Source organism: Dactylosporangium sp. NPDC050688 (genome assembly GCF_040654515.1).
Taxonomy (GTDB): domain Bacteria; phylum Actinomycetota; class Actinomycetes; order Mycobacteriales; family Micromonosporaceae; genus Dactylosporangium.
This window is the reverse complement of record NZ_JBFAIC010000099.1, coordinates 1-13,627: the sequence shown is the minus strand read 5'-3', so window position 1 is coordinate 13,627 and position 13,627 is coordinate 1. Positions and strand designations below refer to the sequence as shown.

General features: G+C 67.5%; 14 protein-coding genes, 2 tRNA genes and 1 pseudogene. 8 read left to right on the top strand and 9 right to left on the bottom strand.

Translation table 11 applies throughout. The features are described 5' to 3' along the window. The first annotated feature begins 492 nt into the window (after positions 1-492). Positions 493-568 (top strand) — tRNA-Arg (locus AB0H83_RS47645). A 42-nt stretch (positions 569-610) separates the two neighbouring features. Here the strand turns inward: AB0H83_RS47645 and AB0H83_RS47640 are convergent. The 9 genes from AB0H83_RS47640 to AB0H83_RS47600 all read right to left on the bottom strand — a co-directional run bounded on the left by AB0H83_RS47640 (position 611) and on the right by AB0H83_RS47600 (position 6,994). Next, a complete protein-coding gene (locus AB0H83_RS47640) occupies positions 611-1,459 on the bottom strand; it encodes a site-specific integrase (RefSeq protein ID WP_360109185.1) in 849 nt (282 codons plus the stop codon). 41 nt (positions 1,460-1,500) lie between these two features. Beyond that, positions 1,501-2,706, bottom strand: coding sequence for an MFS transporter (locus tag AB0H83_RS47635; RefSeq protein WP_360109182.1), 1,206 nt, complete (start codon positions 2,704-2,706; stop codon positions 1,501-1,503). A gap of 8 nt (positions 2,707-2,714) precedes the next feature. Further along, positions 2,715-2,843, bottom strand: a complete 129-nt coding sequence (locus tag AB0H83_RS47630; RefSeq protein WP_360109179.1) for a DUF397 domain-containing protein — start codon at positions 2,841-2,843, stop codon at positions 2,715-2,717. Between the two features lie 85 nt (positions 2,844-2,928). Then, positions 2,929-3,792 carry a helix-turn-helix transcriptional regulator gene (locus tag AB0H83_RS47625; protein WP_360109229.1) on the bottom strand — a complete coding sequence of 288 codons (864 nt, stop codon included), beginning with the start codon at positions 3,790-3,792 and terminating at the stop codon, positions 2,929-2,931. 119 nt (positions 3,793-3,911) lie between these two features. Then, positions 3,912-4,370, bottom strand: a complete 459-nt coding sequence (locus AB0H83_RS47620; protein ID WP_360109226.1) for a DUF4231 domain-containing protein — start codon at positions 4,368-4,370, stop codon at positions 3,912-3,914. An 89-nt stretch (positions 4,371-4,459) separates the two neighbouring features. Beyond that, positions 4,460-5,650 (bottom strand): toll/interleukin-1 receptor domain-containing protein, encoded by a 1,191-nt coding sequence (locus tag AB0H83_RS47615; RefSeq protein ID WP_360109176.1) that lies wholly within the window; start codon positions 5,648-5,650, stop codon positions 4,460-4,462. A gap of 658 nt (positions 5,651-6,308) precedes the next feature. Continuing rightward, positions 6,309-6,382: transfer RNA gene (locus tag AB0H83_RS47610), tRNA-Ile, on the bottom strand. Positions 6,383-6,404: 22 nt separating this feature from the next. Then, positions 6,405-6,749, bottom strand: a complete 345-nt coding sequence (locus tag AB0H83_RS47605) for a hypothetical protein (protein WP_360109173.1) — start codon at positions 6,747-6,749, stop codon at positions 6,405-6,407. Then, positions 6,746-6,994 carry a hypothetical protein gene (locus tag AB0H83_RS47600; RefSeq protein ID WP_360109170.1) on the bottom strand — a complete coding sequence of 83 codons (249 nt, stop codon included), beginning with the start codon at positions 6,992-6,994 and terminating at the stop codon, positions 6,746-6,748. The genes AB0H83_RS47605 and AB0H83_RS47600 overlap by 4 nt, the downstream gene beginning before the upstream one ends. A 479-nt stretch (positions 6,995-7,473) precedes the next feature. Here AB0H83_RS47600 and AB0H83_RS47595 point away from each other — a divergent pair, with 479 nt between their 5' ends. From AB0H83_RS47595 to AB0H83_RS47565, 7 genes and pseudogenes are all read left to right on the top strand, one after another. Further along, the gene (locus AB0H83_RS47595) at positions 7,474-8,169 is read left to right on the top strand and encodes a hypothetical protein (RefSeq protein WP_360109167.1); all 696 of its coding nucleotides are present in this window, start codon (positions 7,474-7,476) and stop codon (positions 8,167-8,169) included. Between the two features lie 105 nt (positions 8,170-8,274). After that, positions 8,275-8,718 carry a hypothetical protein gene (locus tag AB0H83_RS47590; RefSeq protein WP_360109164.1) on the top strand — a complete coding sequence of 148 codons (444 nt, stop codon included), beginning with the start codon at positions 8,275-8,277 and terminating at the stop codon, positions 8,716-8,718. An 83-nt stretch (positions 8,719-8,801) separates the two neighbouring features. Beyond that, a complete protein-coding gene (locus AB0H83_RS47585) occupies positions 8,802-10,328 on the top strand; it encodes an alkaline phosphatase D family protein (RefSeq protein ID WP_360109161.1) in 1,527 nt (508 codons plus the stop codon). 11 nt (positions 10,329-10,339) lie between these two features. Beyond that, positions 10,340-11,566, top strand: coding sequence for a hypothetical protein (locus AB0H83_RS47580; protein WP_360109158.1), 1,227 nt, complete (start codon positions 10,340-10,342; stop codon positions 11,564-11,566). A 68-nt stretch (positions 11,567-11,634) separates the two neighbouring features. Then, a complete protein-coding gene (locus AB0H83_RS47575; RefSeq protein WP_360109155.1) occupies positions 11,635-12,318 on the top strand; it encodes a DsbA family oxidoreductase in 684 nt (227 codons plus the stop codon). A gap of 139 nt (positions 12,319-12,457) precedes the next feature. Then, entirely contained in the window at positions 12,458-12,934 is a 477-nt protein-coding gene (locus AB0H83_RS47570) for a GNAT family N-acetyltransferase (RefSeq protein WP_360109152.1), read from the top strand. 458 nt (positions 12,935-13,392) lie between these two features. Further along, positions 13,393-13,627: pseudogene (locus AB0H83_RS47565) on the top strand (hypothetical protein); the annotation flags it as partial.

The window sequence follows — 13,627 nt, the reverse complement described above, 5'->3', positions numbered from 1 at the left end:
CCGGGGCCAGGGTCGCAGCAGCACCAGGCGCCTGCGCCACGGCGCCACCATGCATGCGATCACGGCACCACCAGGCCGGTGCCGTGGCACCGGCGGGCTGCGGCACGGCATCGCTGGTCTGCGCCGCGGCAGCACCACGCCTGCTCCACCGGGCCGCCAGGGCGAATTGCCGGTTGCGCGAACACCGCTGCCGCCGCAAGGCGAGTGCCCCGACTTTCGTCGTTGCCTGGCTGCTGGGCAGCGGCGGTCAGCCACGTCAGCCAGGCGACGTCAGCCACGCCGTGACGTGTTGCACGAGGCCGTGAGAGCGGTCGACAACGAGAGGTGACCCGAACGACCCGAAGCGTGATCCTGCCGCCACCCGCTGCGAAACGCGCCGCGTACCAACGGAACCCGCTTGTGCCGGACGGCGATGAATGCTGTCCTGAGAGCGTCGATTTGGCTCCCCACAAGCGTATCCTCCGCCGCAAGCGGTAGCCTGTCCGACGACATGCGCTCGTAGCTCAGCGGATAGAGCAGGGGACTTCTAATCCCAAGGTCGTAGGTTCGATCCCTACCGGGCGCACCACTTTCAGCGCAGCTCAGGCGCTCATACAGCCACTTGTACAGCCTAGGCACCGAAGAGGCGCTGAGCGGCGTCGTCGACGGCCGCCCGCTCGATCTCGGGCAGGACGTGCGCGTACGTGTTCATGGTCAGGCCGATCTGGCTGTGCCCGAGGACCTTCATGACAGTGCGGGCCGAGGCACCGGAGACGAGCAGGAACGTCGCGCAGGCGTGGCGCAGGTCATGCAGCCGGAGCCAGTCGAGACCGGCCGCGGCCCGCAGCTGGTGCCACGATCGGTCGAGGTTGTCCGGCTCCATCCGGGCGGGAAAGACCAGGTCGTGATCGGTCCAGCTGTCGCCGGCCGACTTCCGGGCCGCCTTCTGCGCCTTGCGGTGCTTCTTGAGCAGCTTCTGCGTCTGTACTGCCACCGGCACCGTCCGGCGGGACCGGTTGGTCTTAGGTGCCGAGAACTCCAGCCGGCCGTTGGTCCGCATCAGCGTCTGCCGAACGGTCAGCGCGCCGCCGTCGAAGTCGATGTCCGCCCAGCGCAGCCCCAGCAGCTCGCCGCGCCGTAGGCCGACGGTCAGCGCGGTGACGAACAGCGCCTCCAGCCGGTGGCCCTTCATGACGCTGAGCAGCCGCTTTGCCTCCTCGACGGTCAGCGCGCGCCGCTCCACCTGCTGCATCGAGGGCGGGCGGACGATCTTTGCGACGTTCCGGTGTACCAGTTCCTCCCGTTCTGCGTCGCCGAGAGCGTTGCGGATCAGGCCATGGATGTGCCACACCGAACTTGCCGAAAGACCGGACGCAGTCTTGGCCGCGAGCAGCTTCCGGATCAGCGTCGGCGTCAGCTTGTCGAGCATGACCTTGCCGAGCGTCGGCCGGACGTGATTCTCGATGATCTTCCGGTGCATAACTGCGGTCAACGCAGGTCGCCCGGCTGTCCACCAGGGGGTTACCGCTTCCGGAACGGCCAGGTCAGCACTGCGGCGACGAGCAGCAGGCCGACGGCACACAGCAGCGGAGTCGTGAGGCCGTACCGATCGGCGACGACACCGCCGACCAGGGCGCCCAGACCAGCCGATCCGAGGCCGATGATGCGGAACGCAGAGACGACCCGACCGAGGAGACCGTCGGGGGTCAGCGCCTGACGAGCCGAGCCGATTGCGACGCTGGACAGGGAGCCGCTCGCGCCGAGGAGCACGAACATCACTCCGGTGACCCAGACGTTCGCGGCGAGCGCGATGCCGGCCCATCCGAGCGCCTGGCCGACGTGGACGATTGCCGCCGTCTGACGGTACGAGAGGTTCCGGGTCAGCAGACCCGCGCGCCAGCCGACCGCGACGCCACCGATCGCGCCGGCGGCGAGGAGCACGCCGTACACCGCGTCGGAGACGTCCAGGACGTCGGTCACGTAGAGGACGAACGTCGCCAGCGCCAGGTTGTAGCCGAAGTTGTAGGCGCCCATGCTCATCGCGAGGATTCGGAGCTCTCGCGTGTGGGCCAGATGCCGGACGCCGGCCTTGATGGCGGCGCCGATCGGCTCGTGCTGCACGTCGGCGGGGCGGGTGGCGGGCAGTCTCCGCACGAACAGCGCCGACACCAGGAACGAGACCGCGTCGAACGCGAACGGGATCGTCCGGTTAAGCACGAACGTCAGCGAGCCGAGAGGCGGGCCGAGCAGCGACCGGCCGACCATGTCGAGCGCCCAGTACCGGCCGTTGACGTGGGCGAGGGTCTCCTTGTCGCGGCCGACGACCGCGGGGATGGTCGCCTGCGCCGCGGAGTCGAAGAAGATCTGCGCGACACCGATCACCACGATCGACGCCACCAGCGCAGGAAGGCTGACGTATCCGGTGGCGACGAGCACGGCGAGCCCTGCCAGCAGCCCAGCGCGGACGATGTCCGCAACGACCATGACCGCCCGGCGCGACCACCGGTCGACGAGCGCACCCGCCGGAAGGCCGAAGACCGGCCACGGCACGTAGAACGCCGCCGTCACCGCAGAGATGGCAACCGGGTCGCGGGTCAGCGAGGCGGCGAGCAGCGGGCCGGCCGCCAGGAACGCGCCATCGCCCGTGACCGAGACGCCCGTAGAGACGAGCAGCGGCGTCACCCGACGCGTGGAGTCCACGTCAGGTGCCGCCGCTGAAGCCGTCATGCCCCGGACTACCGGGACAACGTGTCGATCTCGAACTCACCGTCGCGCGCGCCAGCCAGGAACGCCGTCCACTCCCGCTCCGTGAAGGCGAGAACCGGACCGGTGCTGTTGGCCTTGGTGTCGCGTACGCCGATCATGCCGTCAGCGTAGGCGACTTCGACGCATCGCCATCCGCGCTGTGCACACTCTTCCGCCAGACCGCGCCGGCGAACCTGTCGTCGCTCATGCTCTGCCGCTCCCCTCGACCGGGCCGACGTACCGCTCGATGTCGGCTGCGAATGATCGAAGATATTCAACAGACTTCTCTGGACTCAGCGCAACACCCTGTAGCCGCTCGAACAGCCCTGAGTAATGCGCGACGTCCTCTTCAGCAGAGAAGTACACGTCCCCAGCGGGCGCCTCCACGAAAGCAACCGACGGACTCTCCTGCGCAATGAAGTCGAAGATGATGAACCCGACCGTCGCAATCACCGTCGACCGCGCACCCAGCGGGATGATCCGGAGGTCAAGCCGCTCCTGCACCTCGCCAGACTCAGCGAGCGCGAGAACCTGGCCGCGAAGCGCGTCGAGCGAGCCAGGCCGAAGCAGCAACGCACGTGCATCGAGGACCACGTCGTACTGAGGACCGCCTTCGCCGCGCACGACGGCCTGACGCCGCATCCGCGCTTCGGCTGCAGCATCCGGGTCGGGCACTCCAACAGCTGCTGTGATGTCGTGGGCATACTCGCGCGTCTGCAGCAGACCAGGCACCGTGATGATCTGGAAGTGGCGCAGCCGCCTGGTCACCACCTCAAGCGAACCTACCGAGCCCTGCCGCCGCGGATAACCGCCAGCTCGGACGATCCATGCACCCTCACCAGTATCAACGGCAGTCACGCCCAGCAATTCGGCCCTAACATCGTCCTGCACGCCGTACAACGCAAGCAGATGTGCAATATCACGGACTGTAAACGCCGTGCGACCCGATTCGATCCGAGACACCTTCGGCTGCGACCAGCAGGGGCATCCGCGACCTGCTCTCCCGACAGTCCTGCCGACATGCGTAGTCGACGAACCTCCGAGCCGATTCGCAGTCGCTGGGCTGATGCATCAGATGGCACGTTGCCATCATTCCATCATGGCGTGGCGGCTACCAGAGGAACCGGCGCGCAGATTTCCGGGACGAGCAGGTCGTTGATGCAATGCGCCAGTATAGGGCTCACATCCTACGCTGGTGAGCCGCTATCCGGCTGCCGTTTCTCCTGTCTCGCCACCCGCAACCAGCCACGCATCTCATCATGCTCGATAGCAGTAATCTTCTGAATCAGAATTTGGTCGCGTTGATCGGAATCATACGGCACAGTAAGAGTGTGATAACGCCTGCGCTCAGTTTCAACCGCCTCGCGCGCCTCAGAGTATCGCAGATAGTTCTCTTGCCAGTGAAACGTTGACTTCAGACCGGTTAGAACTACCACAGCAGTTCCGAGCAGAGCAGATAGGACAGGACCGTCCGGGAACACCACGACTGAGGCCGGGATTGCCGCAGCGATCAAGACAACCGATACCTCAGTGAACTTGTGCCATTTTCGAGATCGGATTGCATGTAGCCGATACCATTCGAACGATTCATTCGCAACATTAATTGCATATTCGCGACTACACTCCCCGCCACTACCCTGATCCATTACATCCTTCCGCCGAAGCCAAATCAACACGGATAAGCGCCGCAGAACCACATACATGCATTCCCTGTCGACCAACCATGCGGAACACTCTAAAAAGTCTTTGCAAGCTCATCCCACGACCTGAAGATTTTCACCGAATCCCGGATCGCCATAATCCCATTATGTCCGGGTGCGAACGCGCGACGCAATGAGACACTCATGCGTTGAACGAATGCCAACATTTCCACCATCTCGTCTAGCCGCTCAGGCAGATTCTCCATTCCATCCGTCAACGAACGCACTTCCTGCAGCGCCTCACGAAGACTTGCACTTACCCCGGGAGCTTTTGTTTCCCCAACCTCGAAAACTACCTGGCGCAGCGCGGCGTCAGCCGTCGACAAGTGCTGGAGCATCGCGGCACCACTTTCTCCCAAACGCTGCGACAGTCCGAGGACCTCGTTTGCAACGAGGATTGAATTTCGACTCACCTCCTGCCTGCTTGTCGACGAATTAAGCTTCTCGATGCCCACCATTACGACATTCAAGAATTCTTGCACATCCAAGAGTGCACCCGGTGCAACCTTCCCGAACTCCTCGCACTCTTCCTGGAACTCATGCACTAGATAGTAGAGGCCGCCTTCCACGTCCTCTGATTCATCAAACTCAATCCCCGCCCCACTGGTCACCTCGGGAGCATTAGATGGACGAGAAAAGGAGGCGTTCACATACGATGCACGCTGCTCGCTTGACACGACCTCCAGCTCGGCAATCTTATTTTCGGCCTTCTCCAGCGCCACGATCAATTTGTCCGTTATGCGATTCATTGAAACAGCCCATTCGGGTGACTTAAACCCGTGCGGCCACACTTCCTCAAGCGACTCGTGCTGAAGCCGCTCTACGATGCGCACCTCTTCTCTCGGATCCGACGAATCGATCAACCGACCGCCGGCCAAGATTAGCGGGAGTATCAAGTCGGTGACACCAAGAACTTTTGCACTCGCATAGAACGCCATTAGCTCTTCACGGCATGCAGCCCTATTGAAGTAGTTCATCGTCACCAGAGGAATAAAGGCTGTAGCACCACGGACGGCGTCGGCAATGCTTACACGCCAATCCTCCCCCCAACCAATATCCTGTCGATCAACGAATATCTTCAGGTTTTTCCCGGTCTTTGCGCGATAGAGTCCTTCAATTCGCAGCTTAATCTCGTCGGCAATTCCGTTCATTACAGCATCATCGTCGCGAGAGTAACTCAGGAAACTGGCAGCACTTTGCGCCGTCGCGTCGTGGTCTTGTGGCATCCACGCAACATACCGCATCGCAACACCTCGGGCCGATACCCACACATAGGTACAGCATGCATGTCGATCGTCTAGCCAGGCCCCCAAAGGGATGACCCAGATTCCCGTTGGGAATATGTTGATCACATTCTGTCCGACCAATTCTAGCCCGCCGATGACGACTTCGATCCTGTTGGCCGGTACCCGGAGGTACAACCGCAGAGTATGGCCCTGCTGCCAACGGCACTGCCGAATCTGCCTAAACGGGATCAAGGCGGCCCGCTGCGCGAGCCGCGCCGCTCGCGCTCGGCCTGCTGGCGGCGCAAGCGCCGGCATCGGCCGGCGCGGCGGCGAGTGTGCGCTTCCGGTCGCCTGCCATCATGCCTCTGTGTTCGAGCCAGGCTCGCCAAGCAGAGGCCGGATGTGAGGCGCGGCGCCGTGACGAGCGCGCGGGTGGTCACCCGCCGTCGGGGTCAGGGCGCTCGGCTGCCGCGCCGGCTTCGCCGGCTTGCCCTCGAATGACGTGGTCGCCGCAATCGGTGGCTGGCCTTAGCCAGTCGAACAGCTCCGTCGCACCCTGCGCAAGATCGGCTACTTCTGGACGAAATTGCGACCGGTTGGGCACCAGCTGCCGGGCTGCGCGTCGGCGCTGTACCAGTGCGTCAGAGGACCGTTCGGGTGGGGCAGACGGGGCTTGAACCCGTGACCGACGTCTTATAAGGACGTTGCTCTGACCTGCTGAGCTACTACCCCTCACGCCGCACCCGACCAGCAGTCACGCAGCGGTACCCAGCTGCCGCCTCAGCTCGTCGAGCGCCTTTGTCGCCGTTCGAAGCTCTCGCCGCGCAGCCTCAACGTCGATCGTCGCCGACGCCGCCAGCGCGGCGTTGCGTATGTACGTCGACAACGGCTGACCGGCCGCAGCCGCAGCCGCAGCGATGCTGTCGAGTTCACCACGGCCGAATCGAACCGACACGACTGAGCGGATGTCTGGGGCCGATTCGTTCGGGACCTCGTCGCCGGCGACCTGGTCGCGGTGCTCGTACAGATCCTCAGCTGCGGCTTCCATGTCGGCCACGCTCAGGCCGGTAACCTCATCCACTTCCTCTGGCTTGCTCATGACTGCTCCCATGCCGTGATCGGGTACGCCGTATTCGTCTCCGCGAAGTAGATGAACGCCACCGTCAGCTTGCGGCCCGCATCCGTGACGCCGAGCGCGAGGTGTGTCGCTGCCCGACCCCGCAGGTTGGTGCGGATCGTCGGGCGGTTGGCGAACACTTCCTCGATCTCGGCTCGCGTTGCACGCTTGGTGGCGTAGGTGGTGTTCGTACCCCACTGGACCAACAGGATCTTGACCGGCGGCATCTGCCATCCCTCTCAGTGTAGTACGCACAGCATCTCGCCGTAATACGGACGAGGCAAGTTGGTAGGAGTCGCCAGGCGGGCGCCGCAGCGCTCGAACATCGGTGTGGAGTGCATGCAATGACATCGGAACGAGATCTGCGAGAGCCAGCAGCTGTGTGTTGGGGCCTTGGCCGTACAGCCAGTCGTACAGCCAAGGCCACCGGTTCCACCCGACGTCAGCCGACACCGTCCGACACCGCGACCTGCGGCGGAGGGCGTCGACCGGCCGTTGCCAATGTACTTCTAATCCCAAGGTCGTAGGTTCGATCCCTACCGGGCGCACTACCCTGACCAGGCCGTTTACCCGGCCCGGACCGATGAACGACGCCTTGCTGCGGGTGGCTGCAGCGACACCGTCCTCTCCGTCACGCATCGTCCGTACTTCCGGCCGCGAGACAGGGTCCTTGTCCAGTCGAGCGCGCAACTCGATGATCGTGAGCATGGTGGTCACTCGGGGGACCCGATGGATCGCGCTCGTCCTGGCGGTGCTCGCCGTAGGGGTGATCGCGCTGGCGATGGTCGGCACCGTCGTGGTGACGTACCAGCCGTGGCGGTTTCTGGCGTTCGTGCCGTTCGAGCGCCAGCCGCGGCCGGTGCTGATCATCGGGGCCGGGGTGCTGCTGCTGGGCGTTGCCGGCTGGCTGGGGCTGCGGAGCCGGGCGGCGGTGCGGTGGGCGTCCGCGGCCTCGGCCAGTGCCGTGCTGATCCTGCTCTGCGTCGGCTTCGTCGCCGGTGAGGCGGCCGACGCCATGCCGGACGACGAGGTGACCGGCCGGGTCGACTCGGTGGCAAAGTCGCCGGACGGCAGGTTCGAGCTCGTCGCCCGCCCGCGGGCCGGGAACGTCGTCCGGTACCGGCTGCGGACCACGGGCCGGCTGCTGGGCCGGGAGAGCCAGCACGACCTGGCCTGCACCGCGGTCGAGCCGAGCCGCCACGTCGACGTGCCGACCGGCAGTTCCACGGCCAGGGAGATCATCGCGGCGGTACGGGTGGAGCACGCCCGCTTCGTCGACGGCTCGCACGTGGAGCTGCGGATGACCGACGGTCGTACCTGGGCCGTGGGCTTCGACGCGGGAAGCCTCCGTGCCGAGCGGTACCTCGACTGGTGCGGCAGCGTCGCGAACGAGCCGCGCTGAGGACCAGCCCGATGGAGAGGTGGGCGGGTACGGGGGCTGACCGCACCACGAAGACGGTGGCCAGGGGGCGTGCCGCGCGGCCGGCGGCGGCGAACAGTGAAGGGCATGACTTCCCTGACGACCGGCCGGCCACCCGTCGCGGTGCGCGCCGCCGCCGGGTTGTGGATCGCCGCCGTGGCGCTCGGCGCCGGCGAGACCGTCATCGTCGTCGGCTCGTCGCAGGCGGGTGGGAACGTGCTGGCCGGCGTGCTGTTCCGGGGTGCCGTGTACGCCGCGGCGATCCTGACCACGCTGCGGATGCGGGCGGGGCGCAGGTGGGCCCGGCTCGCCCTCGCCCTGGTGCTCGGCATCGTCGGCACCCTGTCGCTGGTCGTCGAGCCGATCTCGTGGCTCGCGGACGGCAACTCGCTGAGCGCCGCCACCGCCGGCGCGGACCTCACCTGGTGGGCGGTCGCCGCCGCCAGGGCGCTGCACGTCGCCGCCGTCTGGGCCGCCGTGCCGCTGATGTTCACCGCCCGGGCGAACGCCTACTTCAAACCACAGGGGTAGCGAGCTCCGGCCGTACCCCGAATGCAGCCTGCGGCCAGTTGCAGGACACCGCGCGTTCATCGACAGTGATAAAAGTATGCGGCATGAAGAGGCTCAGCCGCCGCACGTTCGTCCTCAGTGGACTGGTCACCGCCGGGGCCGTCGTCCTGCCGTTGACGGCCGCCCAGGCCGCCGTCCCGTTCCCGTTCAAGCTCGGGGTCGCCTCCGGCGAACCGGCCGCAGACACCGTCGTGCTGTGGACCAGGCTCGCCCCGTCGCCGCTGAACGCCGACGGGCAGGGCGGCATGGCGAACGCCGACGTCACCGTCGACTGGCAGGTGTCCACGACCGACACGTTCAGCTCGCTCGTCGCGTCCGGCTCGGTGACCGCCCGGTACGCCGACGCGCACTCCGTCCACGTGGTCGCCGGCGGGCTCGCGCCGGATGCCGAGTACTACTACCGCTTCCGCGCGCAGGGGCACATCTCCCCCGTCGGGCGCACCCGCACCGCGCCCGCCCCCGGCATCGTCGGCCGTGACCTGGTGATGGCGTTCGCGTCCTGCGCGCACTACGAGTCGGGCTACTACACAGCGTACCGCCGCATGGCCGAGGACCGCCCCGATCTGATCCTGCACCTGGGCGACTACATCTACGAGGGCGGCACCGGCAGCAGCGGGGTCCGCGCGCACGCCGGCGCCGAGATCGTCTCGCTCGCCGACTACCGGCGGCGGTACGCGCAGTACAAGTCAGACCCGGACCTGCAGGCCGCGCACGCCATCGCGCCGTGGCTGGTGGTGCCCGACGACCATGAGGTCGAGAACAACTACGCCAACATGGTGCGCAACGACAGCAGCCCGGCGCTCACCGCGGCGCAGTGGACGGCCCGCCGTACCGCCGCATACCGCGCCTACTACGAGAACATGCCGCTGCGGCCCAGCCAGGCGCCGACCGGCAACAGCATCCCGCTGTACCGGCGCGTCCGGTGGGGCACGCTGGCCACCTTCCACATGCTCGACACCCGCCAGTTCCGCGACGACCAGGCCTGCGGCGACGGCTGGAAGGTGTGCGCGGACGCGGACTCGGCGACGCGGAGCCTGACCGGCGCGGCGCAGGAGGCATGGCTGCTCGACGGGCTCGCCCAGCACTACGGCACCTGGGACATCTTCGGCCAGCAGGTGTTCTTCGCCCGGCAGTTCGACGCGAGCGGCGCGGCCAGCATGGACGCCTGGGACGGTTACCGTGCGTCACGGGCTCGCATCCAGCAGGGTTGGATCGACCGTTCGGTGCGCAATCCGATCGTCCTGACGGGCGACGTACACGCGGCGTGGGCCAACGACCTGAAGGCCGACTATGCCGACAGTAACTCCGCGACCATCGGCACCGAGCTCGTCTGCACGTCGATCACATCCGGCGGCAACGGCTCGGCGGCCACCGCGATCCCCAACGTCGCCACGAACCCGCACCTGAAGTTCCACTCCGGGCTGCGCGGCTACGTGCGGACCACGATCAGCCCCGCGCAGGTCAGGGCCGACTTCCGCGCGGTCGCCACGGTCACCGAGCACGGCGCGCCCGCCACCACGCTGAAGTCGTTCGCGATCCTCGACGGCCGGCCCGGCCTTCGGGCACTGTAGGAGGACCCCGCATGGCAGCCATCACCTCGGTCGCGCTCGCCGCGACCTCGCTCGCAGCCGCCGCGTCGATGACGTGGACCACCGCCAACAGCGTCGCCACCGGCGACCAGGATACGCCGGCGACCGCCGCCAACCGCACCGGCCAGGTCGCCGTGGCCTGGGAGGACGACCGGGACAGCGCCGCACCCAAGAACGACAACCACTCCGACGTCTGGCTGCGGCTGTTCACCGACGGCGTCGCCAAGTACGAGCTCAAGCTGTCGGCCGGCGGCACCTCCGGTACCGACTGGAAGCACATCAGCCCGGACGTCGGCCTCGACGACAAGGGCAACGCCGTCGTGGTCTGGGCCGAGGACGCCGACGGCAACGGCGTGTTCAACATCTCCTACCGGGTCGTCTCCCCGACCGGCAGCGTCACGGCGTCGGGGCGGGCGAACGCCGACACCGCGGGTGACCAGATCCTGCCGAAGGTCGCCGTCGACCCGGACGGCGCGCCCGGCACCGCCGCCGTCGCGTTCAGCGTCGTGTGGGAGGACGTGCAGGGCACCGCGCACACGGTGAAGGCGGCCGGCTACACCGGGCCCGCGACGAAGGCCTACGAGGTGACCGCCTCGCCGACCACCGGCAGCCACCACCGGCCCGACGTCGCCGTCCCGGCGTCCGGGGACGCGCTCGTCGTGTGGGACGAGGACGCCGACGCCAACGGTTTCTTCAATGTTGCGCTGGTACGGCTGGCGAAGGCCAACGGCGCGGTCAACCTCTCCCGCCGGTCCGCGAACAGCCTCGGCGACGGCCAGCAGCGCCACCCAGCGATCTCGGCGTCGTTCGCGGGGGCGTTCGGGGTCGCGTGGGAGTCCGACCACACCGGCACCGCCGGGGTGTGGACCCGCTCGTTCCTCGCCGACGGCACGCCGCGGCACGTGGAGACGCTCGTGGCGGCCGGCGGGCTCGCGCCGTCCATCGGCGTCGACGACCAGGCGAACACGGTGGTGGGCTTCGCGGCGGGCAGCTCACCGGCGGCCGGCGACGTCTGGGTCCGCGGTTTCAACCCCGACGGCACCGGCACCGGGCGCCTGGCCGCGCAGGTGCTGTCCCAGACGGCGACGGGCCGGCAGGAGCAGCCGGCGGTGGCGGTGTCGCCGTGGGGCGAGGTCAGCATCGCGTACACCGACGACAACGACGGCAACACGTTCGACCAGATCATCCTCGGGTACGGAGGCAGCAACTCCGACTGGTGACCCGCTGGGCTCGGCCTGGATCATGCTGCGCGCTATTGTTGAACCGTCAATGAGTAAGGAGCGCGCGCATGATCCAGGTCGAGGTCTGGTCCGACATCGTCTGCCCGTGGTGCTACATCGGCAAGCGCCGCCTGGAGACGGCCCTGTCGCGGTTCGACGGTGAGGTCACCGTCGAGTGGCGCAGCTTCCAGCTCGACCCGTCCACGCCGGTCGGCGACCCGCGCACCGTCGGCGAGTCGCTCGCGGCCCGCAAGGGACTGTCCGCGGCCCAGGTCAAGGGCATGTTCGCGCACGTCACCCAGATCGCGGCCGCCGAGGGCCTGGCGTACGACTTCGACCGCGCCCGCACCGCCAACACCTTCGACGCGCACCGGCTGCTGCACTTCGCCAAGCCGCACGGGCTGCAGGCGGCGCTGCAGGAGCGGCTCATGCACGCGTACTTCACCGAGGGCGCCGACATCGGCGACCAGGCGGTGCTCGCCGGGCTCGCGGGCGCCGTCGGGCTGGACGAGGTGGCCGCCAAGCAGGCCCTCGCCGACGGCTCGCACGAGGCCGACGTGCACTCGGACATCGCGACGGCCCGCGCCTACGGCATCTCCGGCGTGCCGTTCTTCGTCTTCAACCAGCGGGTCGGCGTCTCCGGCGCGCAGCCGGTCGAGATGTTCGACCAGGCCCTGCGGCAGTCGTCCCTGACGATCCTGGGCTCCCCCGCCGCCGACGACGCCTGCACCGACGACTCCTGCGCGATCTAGCACGTGCACTTGCGGGTGCGAATGGTAGGACGATCGCCGGAACAGTCAAGTGGCACCTTGCCGATGCACGTGCACCCCGGACGTGAATGACTTGCGCTCAAGCCGGTACAAACGGCCGCGCCGGTTCTACGCTGCATTCATGAGCGCTGACGTGCTGCACGCCTACCGTATGCAGGTCGCCCGCGGGGTGCGCCGGTTGTCCACCGACGATACCGAGCAGGTGACGATGCTGCTGGAGCAGTTGGGCTATGGGCAGGATGGGACCGACATCGCCGGGCGCATGCGCTCCTGGGTCGACCACCCCGACGGTGCCTCATTCGTCTGGGACGAACGCGGCCGCCTCCTGGGCGTCACCGCCGCGCACATCATCCCGTCGTTCGAGAAGGACGGCTCGTGGCTGCGGATCGTCGCGCTCGCCGTGGCCGACTCCGCCCGCGGCCGCGGGATCGGCACCAGCCTGGTCGCGGCGGCGGAGACGTTCGGCCTCATGCGCGGCTGCCACAGCGTCGAGGTGACCAGCCTGCGGACCCGCGATGGTGCGCACGCGTTCTACAAGGCACTTGGCTACCAGGACCGCTCAGACGCCGCGGGGCGTTTCCTGCGCCAACTCCCCTGATCTCCCGAAACCCTGAATGTCTCGCTACGCCCTCTGAGGTCTCCCGCGCCTTGAGGTGCCGCGCGTCCTTGAGTCGCCGGCGCTTGCGGGCGCCCGCGCACGCTGGCGTCTTCTGCGCCATGAGATGCCGTACGCGTGGGGCCTCTGCGCCTGAGATGCGGCGCATTCTGAAGTCCCCTGCGTCCTGAGGTGGCGCACATCCTGGATGCTCTGCGCTCCGAGGTGCCGTGCACCTGGGGGTCTCCTGCGCCTTGATGCCTGGCGCCCTGAGATGCCCGGCGCCGGCTCCCTCTGCATGCCTGCGCCAACTCTCCCTGAGATGTCCGGTTAGGGCGGAATGTGATTTTGTGCAAGTCGGGCGAGTTTAGGGTGTGCCAGGCGGGCTGATCGAGGTCCCTTGATTGCCGCTTGCGGCGGCCCTTCTGCTTCGAACGGTGCGCACAACGTGCGGCCGTGCCGTGCCCGCCAGAGCACAGTGGAGACGAGCCACCGCGCCGCCGGCCGCCGGGACAGCCGACCACCGGGTCGCTACGCCACCGGCCACCACGCCGCTACGCCACCGGGCCACCGCCCCGCCGCGCCAGGCCGCCGGGCCGCCAGGCCGCCAGGCCGCCAGGCCGCCAGGCCGCCAGGCCGCCAGGCCGACCACCCGCGAGGAGGCGCAGGGGCAGGTGGACTTCCTGCGCGCCTTCG